The organism is Prosthecobacter gellanilyticus, from assembly GCF_007992435.1.
GTDB lineage: Bacteria > Verrucomicrobiota > Verrucomicrobiia > Verrucomicrobiales > Verrucomicrobiaceae > Prosthecobacter > Prosthecobacter gellanilyticus.
The window spans coordinates 81201-101476 of record NZ_BKAG01000004.1 but is presented as its reverse complement, the minus strand read 5'-3'; the positions used below and the strand labels follow the sequence as shown (position 1 = coordinate 101476).

The following is a 20276-nucleotide window of genomic DNA, read 5'->3' as shown; positions in this document are numbered from 1 at the left end:
GCTGCGAGCCTAACGTACGTTGTTCGCGCTTTAGCGTGTTCAATGAACTTCCAATCCCACGCTGAAGCGTGAACAACGCACTTGTGGCACGACCTTCACCGAGGCTTCCGATGTGTCTCAATGGCGACAACAGCATGCTCACGCTCGATGCAAGGTCCCGAGAGCGCCAGGATCTGCTCGGCCTCGGGAGTGTGGTGCCCACGCGAAGCCCAGGCACCCGCAGCACTCGCGGCAAACGAATCCCGCAGCGGTCCTTCCGGCAGGCTGAGGGCCGCATTGCGAATGTCTGCGACGAGCTTGGTCTGCCCGCTCATCGCCTTGCCAATGATCCCGCTGGCAGCCTGGAGATCGGCGCGGTTCGCATGCTGCTGGAGCCAGTGCAAGGCGTTCGCCGGCTGCGTGTTGGCGAAGACGGTCACCCAGCCTTCCATCACCCGCACACGCTCGGCCTGATCTGGCAGTTGCAGAATCCGGTCCAGCGCCTGGGCGGGGTCAATCCCGGCCTTGCCGTGGCGGGAGACGAGCTCGAAAAGCTGTTCTCGCAGATAAGGGTTCTCCTCCATGAAGGCCGCCTCCAGCGCCCTCTTCGGATCCTTCCGTGCCCACGCCTCGGCGATGGATTCGAGCGCCTTTCCCCGCAGGAATGGATCCTCAAGCCCCTTCGTCCATGCCACATAGTTGGTTGGGCTTTTGTCGGCGCATAGACTGAGCAGCGACTGGATGCCCGCCTCCTGTAGCACCGTGTCTTTGCTCATCGAGACCACATGCTGCCAGGCGGCCGCCTCATCCACCTTCACCCATTCGGTCAGAATGGCGCGCAGCGCACGGTCCTTCATCTGCGGTGAGGGAATGCCTTCCAGAGCCGCCAGGGCGCCCGCACGATCCAGCAGTGCCCAGCGCTCAAACAGATACCTCATCAGACGCAAGCGGACATCCGGGAAACGACAGCCCAAGTAGCGCCGCAGTGCGGCGGGAAGCTCTGACTGGGACATTTTCTGGATCAGGGCGATCTCATTCGGCCATGTCTCCGGACTCAGCGGGTTCAACTCTATTCCAGACGGCTTGCCCGGAGAGGCTTTGGCAGCCTGCGTGCCTGTCACTGCCAGAGTCTTCGCATGGGTCGCAGTGTCTTTCACCCTGGCCGGTGCCTGGGCAGCTTCGCCAGAGACCAGCCAGTAGCCCGCGCAGACCGCCAGGCCATGCAGAAGCACTTGGAAGACAAGCTTCATCGCACCACCTCCAGTCCGTTGCTCCTGAAAAACGCGGCACGCTGCTCCGGACTCAGGATCTGCGCTGCTTCATCACCTCGCAGCCAGGCCAGCGCAGCAGCGCGATCCGTGGAAAGCCACGCGTTCACATGCCGCCGGAAATGTCCTTCGCGCATCTTTCCAGATTCGATCTGCGCATCGAGCAGAATCCCTCGAACTGGGTCGTCGACGCCAGCGATCCAGGCATAGCCGCCGAGCAATTCAGCGCGCCTGGCGGGATCTGATTCCGCCGCGATGTACGCTTCGGCCTCCGCGGGTGCAAGGCGGGTCATGTTCACGGCGAGCACCCACTCGGTCGAGACAGCCTCTCCGTCAGGCTTTAGATTGAGTCCGGCCAGCATGGCCGAGGTGTTTGACCACGAGCCAAGCTCATCCACAGAGCCGGCCAGTCCCTCGGCAAGGAAAGCACGCCCCCGGTCATCCAGCTTGGCTGCAAAGGCCAGCACCCGTTCCGCCGGCAGACGCGAGAGACCCAGGCCCGTGTTGTGCAGGGGGAATTTCTTCAACTGCTCCGCAGGCATCCCCTCCAGACAGCGCATCGCATCATCCGCATCATCGGAGGCCCATTGGAAGAATAATTGGTTAAGCATCCTCGATCTGGCATCGCCCTCCGGCAGACTGAGAAGAAGGCGCGCCAGCACTCGCGGCTCCATGCGCCGGTAGTTCCGCAGCAGTTGCTCCGCCATGTCCAGCCGCTGCTCCAGCGTCAGCCCCGCCTCCTGACGAAAAAGCAGCTCCGCCGCCTCAAAATCCCCCTTCTCCATCTGCCGCTTCACCCACTCCATGGAGGCCGTGACACTGACAAAAGGCGGTGGTTTGGATGGCAACTCCTTGACTGAGGTGACGGCAGCGGGCGCAGGAGAGGCCTCAGATGATTTAGCAGACTCTGGATTTTGCGCAGGCTGCTTCCAGCTTCCCATCACCGCTCCCAGCATGGCGCATAAGGCAGTGGTGAGCAGGGTTCGAAGGGTGGAAGGCATTCAGGAGCTTCAACGTGCGAGTCGGCAGCGCCTTGGGTCGAGGTTTGACCTTGTTGCCAGATCTGGTATGGACTATGTATTGCAATCCGATCGCCAAGGGCACGCCCGTGTTGCATCATTATGCTGTCCGAACCTAGGAAACAGGTTCCTTGGCTTTTGCCAGTGGAGCCCTCATCGACAGACATCAAAAGACTTTCATGCCTCACTTCCGTTATTGTGTTTATTCCCTCGCCTCAGTTGCGCTCCGCCGGCTTCTAGTGGGTCTTCTCTGTATGTCAGGCATTGCGGAAGCAGTGGCGCTGGAGCCCGAAATCTCTGTGACCGGAAATGGCATCAGCATTGTGAACGGTGACATGGTCCCGACGGTGGACGATCACACAGACTTTGGGGACGTCCCGGCCGAGGCAGCAAGCGTGATCCGAACCTTCACCATTCATAACGATGGCACGGCCACACTACAGCCAGGGTCGGTGAAAGTGACCGGAGGCGTGCCAGCGAGTGAATTCACCGTGTCCCAGCAGCCAGCGCCTTCCGTGCTGCCCGGGGAGAGCACCATATTTCAGATCTCCTGCCAGCCTGGCCTGCTAGGTTTGCGCACTGCCACGGTAAGCTTCAGCAGCAATGACGTCGATGAGGCTGCCTTCAGCTTTGCCATCAGAGCACGGAGCACCGGCCCTGAGCCTTTGCTTTCAGGTAACGGACAGAACATCATCCACTGGGATTATACTCCAAGGCCTGAAGACCATACAAATTTTGGCAGCACTGCTGTGGGGGTAGGCAGCATCACCCGCACCTTCACTCTCCAGAACATCGGTGAGTCGGATCTCACGGTCGCCAGCGTGCTTTTCACTTCGGGAAACGCCAGCGTCTTCTCCCTATCCCGGGCTCCAGCCAGCTTGGTGCCGCCTGGAGGAAGCACCACGTTCGACCTGACGTTCACGTCCACCAGATCCATGGTTGCTTCAGCCACCGTCACGATCACGACGAACGGCGTCAACACCCCCGGCTACATGTTCAATATCCAAGCCATCGCCTCGGGTGCCGAGATTGGCGTCACCGGTGATTTGCGGGATATCGTGAACGGAGACAGCACTCCATATACGTTCGACAACACAGACTTTGGGAACGTGGTCATCACAGGTTCTTCTGTCCGCGGGTATTTAATTCGCAACTATGGCAGTCAACCGCTCACGCTAAGCGACATCACTATAACAGGGGCTCACGCGGGTGATTTCAGCATCACCCAAATGCCTAGCAGCCCGATTTCCTCCCTCGATACAGTCATCTACGGGCTTGGAATCCAGTTCAAACCTACGATCGTTGGCACACGCAGCGCGATCGTGACCATTGGCAACAATGACTATGATGAGAACCCTTTCACCTTCAGCATTCAGGGCACGGGCACCAATCTGGCTCCCACGAACATCACGCTAGGCAACAGCAGCATCGCAGAGGCCAACTTCCCAGGCACCCTTGTGGGCCAATTCGCGGCTACGGATCCCGACGCCGGACAAAGCCATGTCTTCAGCCTGGTCGCGGGGGCTGGCGACGAGGGTAATTCCGCCTTTGCCATTTCCGGCAACCGTCTGCTGGCAAGAGTGGCAACAGACTTTGAAACCCAGAACAGCTACAGCATCCGCATGCGTGTGGAGGACAATGCCAATCCTCCCCTCGCGTTTGAGAAGAAGTTCACGATTACCGTCACAGATGTAAACGAGGCGGCGCTCGCAATCGCCCAAAAGGCCTTCTTCAAGGGCAGTAACACAGAGGCTGGAGACTGGTTCGGCGGCTCCGTATCAGTGTCCGGAGATACCGTGGTGGTGGGAGCAAAACTTGAAGACAGCAGCAGCGCAGGTGTGAACAGCACGCCGGATGAAGGAGCTACCGCTGCAGGGGCTGCCTATGTGTTTGTGCGCGCCGATGGCGTCTGGACACAACAGGCTTACCTGAAGGCCAGCAACCCTGGGGTTCATGATTGGTTCGGTGCCTCCGTGGCCATCTCTGGAAATACGATCATCATCGGTGCCCCTGATGAGCGAAGCAGCAGCACAGGTGTGAACAGTTTGCCTAACGACAATGCCCCAGGTGCCGGAGCGGCCTATATCTTCGCACGCCAAGACGGGATATGGACTCAGCAGGCGTACCTCAAGGCCAGCAATAGCGGCACTACTGATCGCTTCGGCAGTGATGTGGCCATCTCCGGAGACTCTGTGATCGTGGGAGCCTATGGGGAGGACAGCAGCACTTCCGGTGTAAACAGTGCTCCCAATGAGGGAGCGGCCTCCTCAGGCGCGGCCTATATTTTCACGCGTAGCGGTGGAACATGGATTCAGGAAGCCTACCTGAAAGCCAGTTTCCCGCGCACGAATGACTTCGCGGGCAGCAGCGTGGCCATTTCCGGTGACACTGCGGTCATGGGAGTGCCTTATGACGACAGCGATGCGACCGGAGTGAATGGTGTGGCGATGTATGCTTCAGAGGGTGATTCTGGTGCCGTCTATGTTTTCAAGCGAGGAACCTCAGGAACGTGGTCCCAGGAGGCCTATATCAAAGCGAGCAACCGGGAGTCCGTAGATGGATTCGGTTCCTCGGTGGCCATGTCTGGAAGCACCTTGATCGTGGGAGCTCCCAATGAGGGAAGCAGCACCAAAGGCGTAAACAGCACGCCAAACGACAATACCCCGGGTGCCGGAGCGGCCTACATTTTCACCCGGCAGGCTGGCCTTTGGAGCCAGCAGGCCTATCTCAAAGCCAGCAACACCGGATATGATGACAAGTTTGGCAGAGTGGCTGTTTCCGGAGACACCGCCGTGGTCGGGGCAGGAGGTGAAGACAACATCAACATCGGGGTGAATGGCTTTGAAAACTACGAAGGCGCGGCAAACTCTGGAGCGGCCTACATCTTCAAACGCACGGGAACCACCTGGGCCCAGCAAGCCTATGTTAAATCTCATAATACGGGAGCTGGCGACTACTTCGGCGGTGCGGAGACACAGCCCGTAGGCTCGGTTGCTGTGTCCGGGGAGCACGTCCTGATTGGCGCTCAGTCCGAAGACAGCAGCACGACCAGCATCAATGGCATGCCCGATGAACTGGCCGCCGACGCAGGCGCCGCCTATGCATACAACACCCCTTTGTCACTCGAACTGGCCCTCTCTGGCAATGATGTCCAAATCACCGATGGTGACACCACGCCGTCACTGGCGGACCATACTCAGTTTGGCGATGTCTCGACGGTGTTTGGCAGCCTGACCCGCACGTTTGTGCTGCAAAACATGGGCACAGTTTCGCTCACCCTCAACGACTTCGTGGTCTCCGGAGTCCATGCGGGTGATTTCACGCTGTCTCAGCTGCCTGCCACATCGCTGGCTGGCGGGGACATCACGCTGCTGAGGGTGACTTTCAGCCCCAGCGGAATTGGGCTGCGAAATGCGACACTGAGATTTACTTCCAACGACGCAGACGAAGGCGCTTTCAATTTCAACCTCCAAGGCAACGGTGTGGAGGCGGACGTCGAAGTGAGAGGAAACTCCGTTTTCATTTCCAACGGTGATGCCACTCCTTCACTGGCGAATGGCACTGACTTTGGCAGAGCGGTTTGGGGAGCCGGGCCGGTGGAGCACACCTTTGTCATCAGCAACGTGGGGTCGAGCAACCTTGAAATCAGCAATCTGACCATCACCGGTTCTCAGGCGGCGCATTTCAGGCTTCACAAGGACCCGTCCTCCACCGTGATGCCCGGATCCGGCACCACCTTTGAAATTTGGTATCTTCCTGACGTTGGCGTGCAACGCGCCACGGTGAGTTTCACCACCAATGATCCCGATGAACAGAGCTACAGCTTTGAAGTCTGGGGTTCAGGCTACATGGGGACACGCTCAGCCCAGACGGTGACCTTCAACCCGCCTGCCACGCTTTTTGTTAACCAGGGACCGCTGTCCCTCTCCGCGAGCGCGAGCTCAGGACTGCCTGTGACGTTCTCCATCGTCTCCGGCCCGGCCACGCTTCAAAGCGGCAACGTGCTGACGCTGACGGGGACTGGCTCTGTCAAGATCAGTGCAAGCCAGACCGGGAACAGCGGCTACAGGGAAGCTCCAACCCTCACGAAGGCGATCGTCATCAAGCCAGTTCCTACTGCGCCTATGCTCGTGGATCTCAACCAGACCTACAATGGCTTGCCACGGAGCGTGAGCGTGATCGGTGCGAGCAGTGCGCCAGTCATCACCTATACGATCAACAAGGCAGCCACAAACTCGCCGCCGGTGAATGCAGGCAGCTACCCGGTCAAAGTCGTGGTTGATGGCAAAACGCTCGCCGGCAGTCTGGTAATCGCCAAGGCGCCGCTGCTAGTGGCCACAGACAGTCATCGCCGCTTCATCGGCCAGGCGAATCCTGCGCTGACCGTCAACTATTCTGGCTTTGCAGGCAATGACACCGAGAGCTCGGTGTTCGCTGCGACCGGTGCGAAGCGTCCGATCCTGAAAACCACGGCCACTCCCGCCAGCGCAGGCGGTTTGTATCCCATCACAGCTTCAGGGGCGGTGATGCTCAACTATGTGCCGGTGTATGCCAATGGTCAGATGCTGGTGGAAACCTTTGCAGGTGCCTATGAGGCCCTGCTGACGGGCACGGACACTCTCCCTGCGGCTAAAGTGGAGTTCACCGTGACAGCCAGCAGCACTGCGCTGAGCGGCAAGCTCACGGTGCCCGGAGAGGCCGCCCCCATGTCCTTCAACGGCACGCTGATGGTGAACAGCGGAGAGGAGAAGGCGACCGGTGCCATCAAGCCCGTCACCAAAAACGGCAAGACTTATGCAGTCACCTTTGACCTGCCCTTCGGCATGGATTTCCAGTCTCAAATGCGCATCAACGATGTGCTGACAGCGGAGACGCATGATGGCAAAAAGATCTACACTCCACCTGCCGGAAGGACGCTCTACGACATCGGTGCCTACACGATGATCCTGGCTACGGCATTGCCTGCAGGCTCAGACGTTCCCGCAGGCTCCGGCCACGCCACGGTCACCATTGACAGCAAACTGGTCCTGAAAGTCGCTGGTCGTCTGGCGGACGGCACCACGCTCACGGCATCTCTTCAACCGAACGGGTATGTGGAGCTTGGATACCAGCTCTTTGCCCAGCCCTATGCGCGGGCAGGCAGTTACCTCGCAGGCTGGCTGGATTTTGAAAATCATCCGGGGCCGCTCTCGCAGCGCTACATCCCGGCTTCCGCAGGTTGTGATTTCGCCTGGGCCAAGACAGGCCGCGCCACGGACAAATCTTACCGCGATGACTTCGGCCCCGTGCTCACACGAATGACGGTGGATCCATGGATTCCGCCCACCAAGACAGAGACTCTCGCCTCGTTGCTGGGACTCTCTGGAACCCCAACCTTGGACGTTTCTCACGGCGGCTTTGGCAGCGCTGCGGTCGGCAACCTGCCGGTGGAAGTGACGCTCAACGCAGCCAACAAACTGGTGGTGACACAGGCCACGAACAGCACGAAATGGACAGCTACCATCACTCCTGCCACGGGAGCTTTCGCCGGCAGCTTTGAACTGCTGGATGCCGGTAAGAAACGGACGGTGCCCTTCACTGGCGTGCTGCGCCAGCCACACGGAACTGGCGGCAGGCTGGGTGCAGGACATGCCCTCGTGCCAGCCCTGCCGACTGACCTAACCAATGAAACGATCTCCGGCGCGGTTCGGTTTGATCCGTAAATCTCCGGAGATGAGAATAAAAAAGCGGCAGGCTGATGCCTGCCGCTTCGAGATGGATGTTTGAATCAAGAGCCTGAACTTACCAAGACAGCGCCAGATCCCAGCGCTTGGCCAGGTCGAGGAGGTCGTCGCGCATGGGCCATTCGTCGGGGCGGGGTTCCTGGCCGGCGTGGCGGGCGCTGGCGCCTTTCAGGGTCATGCAGCCGGTGTTGTCACCGATCTGGCGGATGGTTTCGATCTCATCCTTGGTTAGGCATTGCTCGGGCAGCGCGGCGAGCTCGTCCAGCTTGCTCTCGATGCTGCGGGAGTCTTCACCGTGCTCCTGGATCAGGGTCGGGACGACGCTCTTCACGGCGGTGTTTCCGAGGGTCCAGAGGCAGGCGAACTGCAGCATGGTAAGGCCGTGCTTTTCAGCGATGGGGCGCACCTTCTCGAGCTTCTCCACGGCATGGTCGATCCAGCCGGCGGGGCGGTGGGTGCGGTGGTCGCCGTCACGGAACTTGTGGCCGGGTTTCACGTCGTCATGGAAGAGGCCGCCGTAGTCGACGACGCGGGCCATGATATCGACCTTGTTTTTCTCGGCAGCGGCGAGCACGTGCTGGCCGGGCCAGGGCTCGAAAGGGTTCAGGATGATCATCGCCCAGTCCATGCGGTCGCCGAAGCGCTCGAAGCATTCGATCATGTCGAGGGTGAAACCGTTCGCCGGGCCGGGGGCGATGCCGAGGCGGTCGGTGAGGCCCTGATCCTTGAGAGCGGTGAAGGCATCCCACACCTTCTCGCTGGTGTAGGCGATGCTGTCCGGATTGTGCAGCATGAGGAGGTCGAACTTGGAGGTCTGGCAGCGCTCCAGGCTCTTTTCAGCGGCCATCTTGAGGTAGTCGTAATACTGGTCCGGGCCGCGCAGGGCAGGATCGGTAAAACGAGGATAGCCGCGGGAACCCTGGCGGATGCCCTCATAGATGTCATGGCCGATGATGCCGACGAGGCTGTATTCCTCACGCGGGATGCCTTTCAGCGCCTCGCCCAGGAGGGAATCTGCGCGGCCGACGCCGTAGACGTCCGCAGTGACGAAGGTGCGCACGCCTTTCTCAAAAGAGAGGCGCATGAGCTGCTTGTAGTGCTCCTCGGAAAGCTGCTCTCCATAATGCATGAAGCGGCCACCACTCCAGGTGCCGTAGGCGGTTCGGGTCAGGTTCATCGTCGGATCAGGTTGGGGGGAAGAGTTGGCCGGCAGGCTGTTAGCGGTGACTCAGTTTAGGTGGAGGAAAACGGGTGGCAAGTGGCGGCTGCTGCCTGAACAACTCGCGCGTCCAGGATGCCAAGAAACGCCAAAGGCAGGCCTTTCGGCCTGCCTTCAGGTATTGGGGGAAAATGAAATGGACGGCTGATTAGATCAGGCCGGCTTCCTTGAGCACTTTGAAGGCACCGTTCTTGTTCACGGTCTTCAGGGCGCGTGCGCTGAGCTTCACGGTCACGAACTTGGCCAGTTCTGGCACCCAAATACGCTTCGTGCGAAGGTTCGGCAGGATGATGCGCTTCACGCGCTTCGTGATATGCTTACCGATACCGCCTTCTTTCTTGGCTTTACCGCTGCGATGAATGTGGTGGCCGCGCGTGACGGTGACTCCGGTAACTTGACAAACTTTGGCCATAAGGTGCTTGGGGCTGGGTGTTCGGGGGGAAAAGGGTCGCGAGATTAACCGACGCTCAGACTTCGTCAACCGGGGATTTGGGTTGTTCACAAGTAACGTTCCCAGTTCAGGGTTCTGAGTTCACGGTTGAGAGGAGAGGCCTGTAGTTATGCACTGAAAACTGGGAACCGCGAACGGAGAACCGGGGACTCTCCAAATATTTTACTTCGGTCCGCCTAAATAATCCGTATACAATCCGCTTCCCCGCCATGCCTGCCAGACTTCTCTTTTCCCTGCTGCTCGCCCTCTCCGTGCTCTCCCCTTCCCTGGTCTCTGCCCAGGAGCCGGACCTCCGCCTGAAGCTGGAGCGGGCCTACGCCCAGTGGCGGGCTGCCGTGGAGGCGCGAGACGCGAAGGCCTGGGCCTCGGCGATCACCATGCACCGGCAGATCATCACCCGGAACACGGTCGTCAGCCAGGGGCTGGCCTTCCCGAAGACAGTCTTTGAGACGATGATGGCCCCTGCTGACACGCGGAACCTTCGCCTGCTGGAGGCCCAGGGCGTGGGTGACACCGCCCATTTGCTGTATTTCGGCCAGGTGAACATGGGCGGGGCGCCGGAGCAGATCCCGCATAACCTGCTGATGCTAAAATTTTTCCGCCAGAACGGCGTGTGGAAGTTTGACAGCAACAAGCTGATCCAGCTCGCCAGCCAGCCAGAACTGCGGTCCAAGCTGCTGCGCAATGAGCCTGCCGATTTCCTGGATCTGCCAGAGTTCACCCCGCCCGGCACGCCTCCGGCCACGCCGGAGATCTGCCCGGTGCCAGACCATATCACCGGCTGCACCGTGCAGGCAGTAGGCTATGACGTGGAGATCAAGGTGAACGGCTACGACCACTTTGCCGCAGATGGTGTGCTAAAATTCTTCATCCTCGGCGGCCTGCGCAATGGCAGCAATCAGGTGACCGTCTCCGCGACCCCGCTGGACGTGCCAAAGGATGTCACGAGATCCTTGGAGATCGATTTCTTCACCAAGCCGAGGAGCGCTGGAGAGCAGGGGCAGCGCGTGTTTCACTACGAACTGGCGAACCATGAGGGCAAGTCCACAAAGACCTCGACCTGGACACTCCCCATGCCTGCGGCGCAGGAAATGAGCGTGAAGGACACGGGCAAGAAGTGATTGGAGACATTTTTCGTTAGGCCATGCTCTCACTTTCCACTTCCTGGCTCAGCCCTCGTCATATGGAAGGGCGTGACATCGCCCGCGAAGCCCGTGAGATGGGTTTTGAATGGATCGAGGTGAGCCATGGCACGAAGATCTCCCAGCTCCCCGGCCTGCTGGATGCCGTGAAGGCGGGCGAGATCAAGATCAGCAGCCTGCACAATTTCTGCCCCGCGCCCGTGGAGGTCATGATGGACGCTCCGGACGCCTTTGAGTTCACCTCGCCCAAGGCCTGGGAAAGGGAACGAGCCATCAACCTAACCAAAAAGACGATCGAGATGGCCACGCGCTTCCGCACGGATCTCGTGGTCGTGCATGTCGGCAGCGTGCCCATGAAGTCCATCACGATGCAGTTGGAAAAGATCGTCCAGGACGGCGGTCTCTACTCCAAGGAGTTCACCGAGCTGAAACTGCAGCTCGTCGCCGCCAGGGACAAGGCCAGCAAGGAGCACATGGACCGCATCCGCGCCGCGCTGGCTGAACTCCTGCCTGAGTGCGAAAAGTATCGCGTCCGTCTCGGCATCGAGACCCGCAGCCACTACGAGCAGATCCCGAACCAGCGTGAGATGGCCATCCTCATGCAGGAATACCACGACTGCCCCTGGATCGGCTCCTGGCATGATTTTGGTCACGTGCAGCGCCAGGCCAACCTCGCCCTCCTGGACCATGAGATCTACCTCAGCGAGATCGTCCCGCATCTCATCGGCTGCCACGTGCATGATGTACAGTGGCCCATCCGCGATCACCGCACGCCGCTGACGGCTGGTGGTGTGGCCTTTGAAAAATTGCTGCCGATGGTGCGCCCCGAAGTCCCCCTCATCTGGGAACTCGCCCCCAGCCAGAAACGCGAGCAGATCCTCGAAGCGCTAGCGAAATGGAAGAGCTTGTTTCCTGCTCATGCGGCGTGAGGACTAGCTCACAGTTCCGGTCAAGCTGCCGCCTTATGCTTGGCAGCGTTCTTTCTTTTGATGGCCGCCTTGGCCAGCTCGTGACTGCTCTGCAAGTTGAGCCAGAACCGGGCGCTGGTTCCGAGCGCCTCGCCAAGAAGGATCGCCGTTTCCGCCGTGATGGCGCGCTGGCCTCGGATGATTTCATTGATACGCATGCGTCCGACCCGCATTTTGGCCGCAAGAGCCGCCTGGGAGAGCCCGAGAGGAGCCATAAATTCTTCCAGGAGGATCACACCAGGCAAAACGGATGCAGGACCCAAGGGAATGATGTGCTTCGTTTTCATAAGATGATTAATGATAATCTGTGATTTCGACATTGAGCGCCTTGCCGTCCCGCCAGTTGAAGCAAAGTCTCCACTGGCCGTTGATTCGAATGCTGTGCTGTCCTGAACGATTTCCTTTCAATGCCTCCAGACGATTGCCGGGAGGAACGCGCAAGTCATCGATCTCCTCAGCCGCATCCAGCATCGCCAGCTTTCGCAAGGCTACCGAAGCGATCATGGCAAATCGCTTATTGCGTCCAGTCAGCCAAAGCTGGGCGGTGTCTTTGCAGAGGAAGGAATCGATCACTCCCAGCAAATGTATCGCCGAGCGATACAAGGTCAATCGAATTGAACGTGGGTTGAATGCATATCGCGAGGCTTGGAGACGCGCTTTTCAAGGCCGAGCGCCTGGAGACATTGGAAGTTTGCCCTCGACGGCGCGTTTCACTCCGGCTAATCCAGCCCAACCCCATGAAAAAAGCCATTCTTCCCCTGATCCTGCTCGCCACGGCGGCAGCGTATTTTGTCAAAGCTGCGGACAATGCCCCGAAGCCGCTGCGCGTGCTGCTCGTCGCGGGTGGTTGCTGCCATGAGTATGACAAGCAGACCACGGCGCTGAAGGAGAGCATTGAGGGCAAGCTGAACGCGGTCGTCGATGTGGCTTACAATCCGGATAAGAGCACGAAGGCCACCTTCGAGATCTACAAGTCCAAGGACTGGGCCAAGGACTTTGATGTCATCATCCATGACGAATGCTCCGCTGATGTCACAGATCCCGCTTATGTGGCGAACATCCTGAACGCGCACAAGGCTGGCGTGCCCGCGCTGAACCTGCACTGCGCCATGCACAGCTATCGCTGGGGCAATTTCCGCGAGCCGGTGAAGGCAGGCGCGGACAATGCAGGCTGGTATGAAATGCTCGGCCTGCAGTCCACTGGTCACGGCCCGCAGCAACCGATCGAGATCAGCTTCACGGCGAAGGATCACCCAATCACCCAGGGTCTGGAAAACTGGACCACCATCAATGAAGAGCTATACAACAACATCCAGGTCCTCACCGGCACCCCGCTCGCCAGCGGCAAGCAAATCGTGCCACCGAAGGTGAAGAAGGGCGAAACTCCTCCGCCCGATGCCAAGTCCACGGAAGCCAACGCTGTGGTGGTCTGGACCAATGAATACGGCCCGAACAAGACCCGCATCTTCAGCACCACCATCGGCCACAACACGGACACGGTGAAGGACGAGCGCTATGTGAAGCTCATCACCCGCGCCCTCCTCTGGACCACCGGCAAGCTCAGCGCCGATGGCAAGGCTGCGGACGGTTACGCGAAATAAGACGGTTCCAAACTTGAATGAAGGATGGCATGTGGCGGCTGCGTTTGCAGCCGCCAACCTACCATGAAGCGACTGCTCCTCCTCGCGTGCCTCCTTTTTTCCTCCAGCCTTCACCACGCTGCGTTTTCGGCTGACAGGCCTAACATTCTTTGGCTCACCAGTGAGGACCACGGCCCGCAGATGGGCTGCTATGGTGATACCTATGCCACCACACCGAATGTGGACGCGCTGGCCGCGAAGGGCATGCTCTTCAACAAGTGCTGGTCCAACGGACCTGTCTGCGCCGCAGCCCGCACCACCATCATCATGGGCATGTATCCGCCCTCCACCGGTGGCGAGCACATGCGCAGCATGACGCAGATGCCCAAGGGCACAAAGATGTATCCGCAGCTGCTGCGCGAGGCCGGCTACTTCTGCACGAACAACAGCAAGGAGGACTACAATCTCGCGAAGACCAAGGAAACCTGGGACGAGTCCTCTGGCAACGCACACTGGAAGAAGCGCAAGGACGGCCAGCCCTTCTTTGCCATCTTCAACGAGACCTGCAGCCACGAGAGCCAGATCCGCACCCGGCCGCATGAGCAGGTGCATGATCCGAAAGGCGTGCGTGTGCCCGCCTACCATCCAGACACACCTGAAGTCAGGCAGGACTGGGCGCAATACTATGACCAGGTCACCCTGGCAGATGCCAGCGCTGGCAAACGTCTGAAGGAACTGGAAGCCGCAGGCCTCGCCGAGGACACCATCATCTTCTACTATGCGGACCACGGCAGTGGCATGCCGCGCAGCAAGCGCTGGCCCTGCAACAGCGGCCTGCATGTGCCCTTGGTCGTCTACTTCCCGCCGAAGTGGCAGCATCTCGCGCCGAAAGAATACAAGACCGGTGGCAAATCAGACCGCCTCGTCAGCTTCGTGGATCTCGCCCCTACCCTGCTCAGCATCATCGGCGTGCAGCCGCCGGAGTGGATGCAGGGACACGCCTTCGCCGGCAAATTCCAGAGCGAGCCGCAACCCTTTATCTATGGCTTCCGCGGTCGCATGGATGAGCGCTACGACGCCGTGCGCAGCGTCACCGATGGCCGCTATGTCTATGTGCGGAATTTCATGCCGCATCTCTCGCAAGCCCAGCACGTGAGTTATCAGTTCCAGACACCCACCACGCAGGTCTGGCGCAAGCTCTACGATGAGGGCAAGACCACGCCCGAGCAGTCCATCTTCTGGACTCAGCCCAAGGCCGCCGAGGAGCTCTACGATCTGCAATCTGACCGCGATGAAGTGCACAACCTCGCGGACAAGCCCGAGCATGCGGAGGTGCTCGCCAAGATGCGCCAGGCCCAGGAATCCCTCGCCGTAAAAATCCGTGACGTCGGTCTGCTCCCCGAAGGAGAGATGCATCAGCGTGCCGAAGGCACCACGCCCTATGACATGGCGCATGATGACGAGCTCTACCCCATGCAGCGTGTGCTCAGCGTCGCAGGTGCGGCTTCATCCATGAAGCCAGAGTTGAATGCCGAGCTGAAGACCGCTTTCACGGACAAAGACAGCGCCATCCGCCACTGGGCCGCCATGGGCGCGCTGATGCGTGGCAAAGTCGGTGTGGAGCAACTGCACGCCGAGTTGCTAAACGCCGCCAAGGACAGCTCCACCTATGTGCAGATCCCCGCGAACTGGGCGCTGGCGAAACACGGCAGCGATGCCGAGCGCACCGCCGCCCTCACCGCTCTCGTCAGCCTCGCGGACTGGAGCAAGCACAACGTCTTCACCTGCATGAGCGCGCTGTGCGCCATCGGTGATCTTGGAGATGCCGCCAAGCCTGCGGTCGAGGACCTGAAGAAGCTGCCCACCAAGGGTGAATCCCCTGATCCACGCTTCAACAGCTACGTGTCCCGGCTCCTCGCTGACCTCACCGGCAGCACTCCCGAGTTCGAGCCGGATGCCACACCGAAAGCAGAGATGCCCCAAGGCAAAAAGAAGAAGGGCAAGGGGAAGAAGAAAGTCGAGTAACTTTCGTTAGGTCACGGAGTCTTGATCTTCGCGAAGCGTCCTGGAGTGCGCCGGTCCTCCGGCGCTCTCGAAGTCCTGACGAGCAACTTCGCGCAGACTTGATGCGAAGGCCTATTGAGGTCATTCCATGTTTTGAAACTCGCAAATCACTCGCTCCGGCAAAAGCGCCAGAGGACTGGCGCACTCCAGGACGCTACCGCGACTTCCACGTCACACCAAGCTCTCGCCACCTACTCGGACTTCGGTGCCGCAGTAGGTGCGGGCGCGCTCGCGGGAGGCATCGGCAAAGCTTTCGGCACGTTCGGCGGCGGTGTTTTGACAGGGGCAGGCTTCGGAGCCTCTTCCTTCGGTTTGAACGACTCGAACACAAGCGCGCCCTTGAGGGCATCCACGGCGCGCTCGATCTGCTTGTCGCCTAGATTCGCGATCTCGATGGCCGCAGCCTCACCCGTGCTGTGGTTCACACGCCACTTGGCCACGCGGATCTCCTCCTCAGTGCTTAAAACAGACACAATGTTAGGCTCCACACCGTGCTCATGAATGGTGCGGTGGCTCGGCGTGTAGTATTTGGCGATGGTGAGGCGCATGGCAGCACCGTTCTTCATCGGGATGATGCTCTGCACGCTGCCTTTGCCAAAGCTCGTGGTGCCCACGACGATGGCGCGCTTCAAATCCTGCAGCGCACCTGCGGTGATCTCCGCCGCGCTCGCACTGGCATGATTGATCAGCACAGCCATGGGATAGCGGCGCGGCTTCTTCCCCTCACGAGACGGCGTGCGATAAGGAGGCGGATTCTGCGAGGCGATGCGCCCTTCAGTGGTCACCACCACTGTTCCCTCGGGAAGGAACTCGCCGCAAACCGCCACCGCGCTATCCAGCAGGCCGCCAGGGTTGTTGCGCATGTCCAGCACAAAGGCCTGCATGCCCTGCTTCTCCAGGTTGTCCAGCGCATCACTCAGATCATCCGCCGTGGCCTGGGTGAACTCGGAGACACGGGCATAACCAATTTTATACTCACCTGCCAGCTTCGGGGTGAAGAGCATGGCATCATGCACGGAGGTCTCGCTCAATGTCTCACGCACCATGTTGAATTCCAGGAACTGCTTCGTGCCCGGACGGCGGATGGTGAGCTTCAGGGACTCGCCCGCCTTGCCGCTGAGCAGCTGGATGGCCTCTGCCACGCCCACGCTGTCTGTGAGCACGTCATTGATGCGCACCATCTGGTCTCCGGCCAGCACCCCCGCATGAGCGGCGGGCCCGTCTTCACGCACGCTGACGATGGTGAGCGTGCCTTCACGCAGCGCCACGCTGATGCCCACGCCTTCAGACTCATCCGCCTGCTCGCGACGCATGTCCTCAAAGAGACTCTTGCCCATGTATTCGCAGTGCGGGTCGAGCTTTCGCAGCATGCCTTCGAGCGCACCTTCCACCAGCGCCTCATAGGTGATCTGCGATTCGTTCACGTAACTCTGGCGGATCGTTTCCATCGCCCGCGTGAGCAGCTCCATCTGACGATAGGCATCATTCGGCGGCGGTTTCACCGGCGCATCCTTCGGCTTCTCCGCGGCTGGTTTTGGCGGAGCAGGATCGTCCTTCACTTGGGCCGGAGGCTTCGCAGGAACAGGAGCAGCGGGAGGCGGTGTGCCGGGCGCAGGAGCCGGAGGCGTGACGGCAGAAGTCACCGCGCGGAGAGGTGATCCCGCAAGGAGACAGAGACTGAGGGCCAAAAAACTGCGCATGCGCGGAGTTTGCATGATTCTGAAACGAGGGACAGAGCAAAAATCGTGCGAGGTGCATGCCACTTGCCACCGCGCCAGGTTTGCGCTCCATTTTAGGTGCTTTGCCCCCCTCGCTCTGCCCAGACTGCTCCCGCCCGCTGCCCTCAGGGTCAGCCGGTTTCTGCCCCTACTGCATGCTGCGCGGTGGTTTGGACGCGGAAGAGATGGACACGCCCACCTTTGATGTCCTGGACACGTCCCACGACCTGAGGGAGGAGAACCTGGAAACCTCCCTCATGGGACGGTACAAGCTCGGCTCGAAACTCGGCGGCGGTGGCTCCGGAGTGGTCTTCAAAGCCCGCCAGAGCCTGCCGGTGCAGCGTGAGGTGGTGATCAAAGTGCTGCGCGGCCAGGTGAATACCACGCCCATCATCGCCCGCTTCGAAATGGAGCGCCAAGCCCTGGCCATGATGGACCATCCTGGCATCGCCCGCGTGCTGGATGCGGGCGAGACGGTGGATGGCCGTCTCTTCTTTGCCATGGAGCGTGCGGACGGCACCTCCATCACCAGCTATGTTCGGCAGACCTCGCCGGTGTTGCGGGACAGGCTGCGGCTTTTCATCGCCGTCTGTGAGGCGGTGCATCATGCGCATCAAAAAGGCGTCATTCATCGTGACCTGAAGCCGGCGAACATTCTCGTCACAGTCGAAAACGGCATCCCGAAACCGAAGGTGGTCGACTTCGGTCTCGCCCGGGCTCTGGAAGCCCGCGCGCTGGGGAAACATGTCATCTTCACCCTGCATGACCAGATTATTGGCACGCCCGGCTACATCAGCCCTGAGCAGGCGGAGCATGGCGGCGCTGCCGCAGATGTGCGCGGAGATGTGTATGCTCTCGGCGCCCTGCTTTACGAGATGCTCACCGGCACCGCCGCGGTGGATCAGAAATCACTCATCGGGAAACCCATGGAGGTGGCGCTGCGCGCGGCGATAGAGCAGCCTCTCGTTCCGCCTTCGGCCCGGGACCGGAACCTGCGTGGTGACCTGGATGCCATCGTGCTGAAGGCGCTCGCGATCGATCCCAACCAACGTTACGCCAGCGCCGAGGCACTGGCCTCGGACGTGCAGCGTCATCTGAATGACTGGCCAGTGAGTGCCCGCGCACGCGGGATGCTTTATCTCCTGGGCAAGTGGATGCGCCGCTATCGCTGGGCGGTGGCAGCGGGCACCGTGGCGCTGGCCGCGGCGGCCCCCAAGGGCTGGCACTTTCTACAGCAATACCGCCAGCAACAGCAAGAGCATGCGCTGGAGGTGCAGCAGCGCTCTGCGCGCCTCCATAACAGCAGCCGGAAATATTTCCATGATGCGCGCCTGCTCAGCGAGCGCGGTCGCAACAGCGATGCCATCGCACATCTGGCCTTCGCCTTGCGTGAAGATCCACAGAATGGCACCGCCGCCACCTACCTCTCGGCGCTGCTCATGCAGTCGCACCTCGGGCATCGCTCATCCATGACTCTGAGCGTGAAGCCCGGCTGGGAGCACATCATGCATGTGGCCGTGAATGCACAGCACCGGGTGGCCGTGGCCGTGTGCAGTGGTGACAAGGAAAAGCCTGACCTCATCATGCGCTGGAGCCTCGATGTCAGCCAGGGCACCGAGAATGCTGCCACCGAGCTCGGACTGCCGGCAGGACTGAAAATCAGCGCCGTGCAGACCAGCTCAGATGATGGCTTCCTCATCCTGGGATTCACGGATGGGTCACTAGCGCGTTATGACATCGGCGCGGCAGCCTTTCTGCAATTTGAGGACAAGCTCACGGAGAGTGTGGCCGCGCTGGCCATCAGCGGTCATGGAGAATTTGTCATGGCCGCAGCCAACCCGAAAGCAGGCGGAGCGGAGACGAGACTCTGGGACATCGCCCAAGGCAAGCCTGCCGCTGCTGTGCGACCTCTCATCGAGCCAGTGCAGAAGATGGTCATCGATGAGAAGGCTAAGAATGTGGTCGTGGCCCATGGACGTGCGCTGTCACTGCTGGATCCGCGTGGCACTGGGGACATCCACGCCCCGCGTGGTGTCTCAGATGGCTTTATTTCTACCCTCTCCGTGAATCCGCAGGGCACGCTGGTGGCCGTGGGCCTGTGGAACGGGCTCATTCAAGTCTACGAGACATCGAATCATCTCCTGCCCCTCGGCGCGCCGCTGGTCTCCACGGCTCCGATCACCGACACGGGTTTCAATGCGGATGGCGAGGTGCTGCTCACGGGAGATTCAAATGGTGTCGTGATGACCTGGAACGCCCGTGAGATGCGCCCGCTGGATGCCGGGGAGAAACTGAACGGCGGCATCCGCCTCTGCCGCATGACCGGCGGGCCACAGCCCATGACCCTGGCCATCAGCGAGCGCGGTGATCTGCGCCTCTGGCAGCAGGACGGCCAGACGGTGAGCGCTCATCAAAGCCAGCAACTGGTGGATCTCTGCGCCGCGAGCCACGACGGCAGCTTAACCATCGATGTGCAAGCACGAGAAGCCGCGCTGGAGGTCTGGGAGCTGCACGCGAGCATGCTCCAGCCGCGCGTATGGAAGGATCCCGTGCCGGAGGCCGCCGGCGCTCTGACAGCCTCGGCCGGGCAGGCTGGAGAATCCGAGCTCATGCTGAAGAGTGCGCAGCGCACCTTCACCTGTGACCCCGACCACCAGGTGCATGTCACGGAGACGGTCAGCGGACGACAGGTGTGTGAAAATCTCCGTCATGACGCGCCCGTGCAGCATCTCGCCCTCACGCCGGATGGCAGGTCGCTCATCACCATCACCACGGAGGGCGCGCATCGCGTGTGGGATACCCTGACCGGAGACCCTCTCACCCCAACTCTCAAGCGCAACGAACGCGCGACCGCTGTTCAACCTCTGGCGGGTGGCAGCGGTTATCTGTACCGTCGTGAAAACGGCACGTGGATGCAGCTTCCACTGCCCGCGCGCATCCCAGAAGCGCCCGCGTGGTTCATCGACTTCGCCGAAGCGCGCTGCAGCAAGCGGCTGCATGCGGATGGCACAGCCACGTCCATCCCACGCGAAAAGCAGGCGGACATTGTCAAAGCCCTGCCTGAGTCAGAGATGAGCCCGCTCGCACGACTGGCACGCTGGCTCAGGAAACGTCCCGCAGAGCGCAGTGAATGGCCGCAGTGATG

The 20276-nt window shown here is 60.4% G+C and carries 13 protein-coding genes; 6 read left to right on the top strand and 7 right to left on the bottom strand.

Features of this window, described 5'->3' with window-relative positions:
* Positions 1-95: 95 nt before the first annotated feature.
* Complete coding sequence (locus BGE01nite_RS04490; RefSeq protein ID WP_146849071.1) at positions 96-1229, bottom strand: hypothetical protein; 1134 nt, start codon at positions 1227-1229, stop codon at positions 96-98.
* A complete protein-coding gene (locus tag BGE01nite_RS04485; RefSeq protein WP_146849070.1) occupies positions 1226-2248 on the bottom strand; it encodes a hypothetical protein in 1023 nt (340 codons plus the stop codon). The genes BGE01nite_RS04490 and BGE01nite_RS04485 overlap by 4 nt, the downstream gene beginning before the upstream one ends.
* A gap of 272 nt (positions 2249-2520) precedes the next feature.
* Between BGE01nite_RS04485 and BGE01nite_RS04480 the strand changes: the two genes are divergently transcribed.
* Positions 2521-7968, top strand: a complete 5448-nt coding sequence (locus BGE01nite_RS04480; RefSeq protein ID WP_170266583.1) for a choice-of-anchor D domain-containing protein — start codon at positions 2521-2523, stop codon at positions 7966-7968.
* 79 nt (positions 7969-8047) lie between these two features.
* Here the strand turns inward: BGE01nite_RS04480 and BGE01nite_RS04475 are convergent, their stop codons facing one another.
* Together BGE01nite_RS04475 and rpmB are read right to left on the bottom strand one after the other, a co-directional pair.
* Complete coding sequence (locus BGE01nite_RS04475) at positions 8048-9166, bottom strand: aldo/keto reductase (RefSeq protein WP_146849068.1); 1119 nt, start codon at positions 9164-9166, stop codon at positions 8048-8050.
* Between the two features lie 190 nt (positions 9167-9356).
* A complete protein-coding gene (rpmB, locus tag BGE01nite_RS04470; RefSeq protein WP_146849067.1) occupies positions 9357-9620 on the bottom strand; it encodes a 50S ribosomal protein L28 in 264 nt (87 codons plus the stop codon).
* A 248-nt stretch (positions 9621-9868) separates the two neighbouring features.
* On the opposite strand from rpmB, the gene BGE01nite_RS04465 reads away from it, so the two are divergent.
* Together BGE01nite_RS04465 and BGE01nite_RS04460 are read left to right on the top strand one after the other, a co-directional pair.
* Positions 9869-10780, top strand: a complete 912-nt coding sequence (locus BGE01nite_RS04465; protein ID WP_146849066.1) for a hypothetical protein — start codon at positions 9869-9871, stop codon at positions 10778-10780.
* 23 nt (positions 10781-10803) lie between these two features.
* Positions 10804-11730 carry a sugar phosphate isomerase/epimerase family protein gene (locus tag BGE01nite_RS04460; protein ID WP_146849065.1) on the top strand — a complete coding sequence of 309 codons (927 nt, stop codon included), beginning with the start codon at positions 10804-10806 and terminating at the stop codon, positions 11728-11730.
* A gap of 20 nt (positions 11731-11750) precedes the next feature.
* Here BGE01nite_RS04460 and BGE01nite_RS04455 read toward each other — a convergent pair whose 3' ends face one another.
* A complete protein-coding gene (locus tag BGE01nite_RS04455; protein WP_146849064.1) occupies positions 11751-12056 on the bottom strand; it encodes a HigA family addiction module antitoxin in 306 nt (101 codons plus the stop codon).
* Positions 12057-12063: 7 nt separating this feature from the next.
* Complete coding sequence (locus tag BGE01nite_RS04450) at positions 12064-12342, bottom strand: type II toxin-antitoxin system RelE/ParE family toxin (protein WP_146849063.1); 279 nt, start codon at positions 12340-12342, stop codon at positions 12064-12066.
* A 164-nt stretch (positions 12343-12506) separates the two neighbouring features.
* On the opposite strand from BGE01nite_RS04450, the gene BGE01nite_RS04445 reads away from it, so the two are divergent.
* Both BGE01nite_RS04445 and BGE01nite_RS04440 read left to right on the top strand, forming a co-directional pair.
* Positions 12507-13370 carry a ThuA domain-containing protein gene (locus tag BGE01nite_RS04445; RefSeq protein WP_146849062.1) on the top strand — a complete coding sequence of 288 codons (864 nt, stop codon included), beginning with the start codon at positions 12507-12509 and terminating at the stop codon, positions 13368-13370.
* Positions 13371-13433: 63 nt separating this feature from the next.
* Positions 13434-15374, top strand: coding sequence for a sulfatase-like hydrolase/transferase (locus BGE01nite_RS04440; protein WP_146849061.1), 1941 nt, complete (start codon positions 13434-13436; stop codon positions 15372-15374).
* Between the two features lie 230 nt (positions 15375-15604).
* Here the strand turns inward: BGE01nite_RS04440 and BGE01nite_RS04435 are convergent, their stop codons facing one another.
* Positions 15605-17128, bottom strand: coding sequence for a S41 family peptidase (locus tag BGE01nite_RS04435; RefSeq protein WP_170266582.1), 1524 nt, complete (start codon positions 17126-17128; stop codon positions 15605-15607).
* Positions 17129-17316: 188 nt separating this feature from the next.
* Here BGE01nite_RS04435 and BGE01nite_RS04430 point away from each other — a divergent pair, with 188 nt between their 5' ends.
* On the top strand, positions 17317-20274 hold the full coding sequence (locus tag BGE01nite_RS04430; protein WP_170266581.1) for a WD40 repeat domain-containing serine/threonine protein kinase: 2958 nt from the start codon (positions 17317-17319) through the stop codon (positions 20272-20274).
* The last annotated feature ends 2 nt before the right edge of the window (positions 20275-20276 follow it).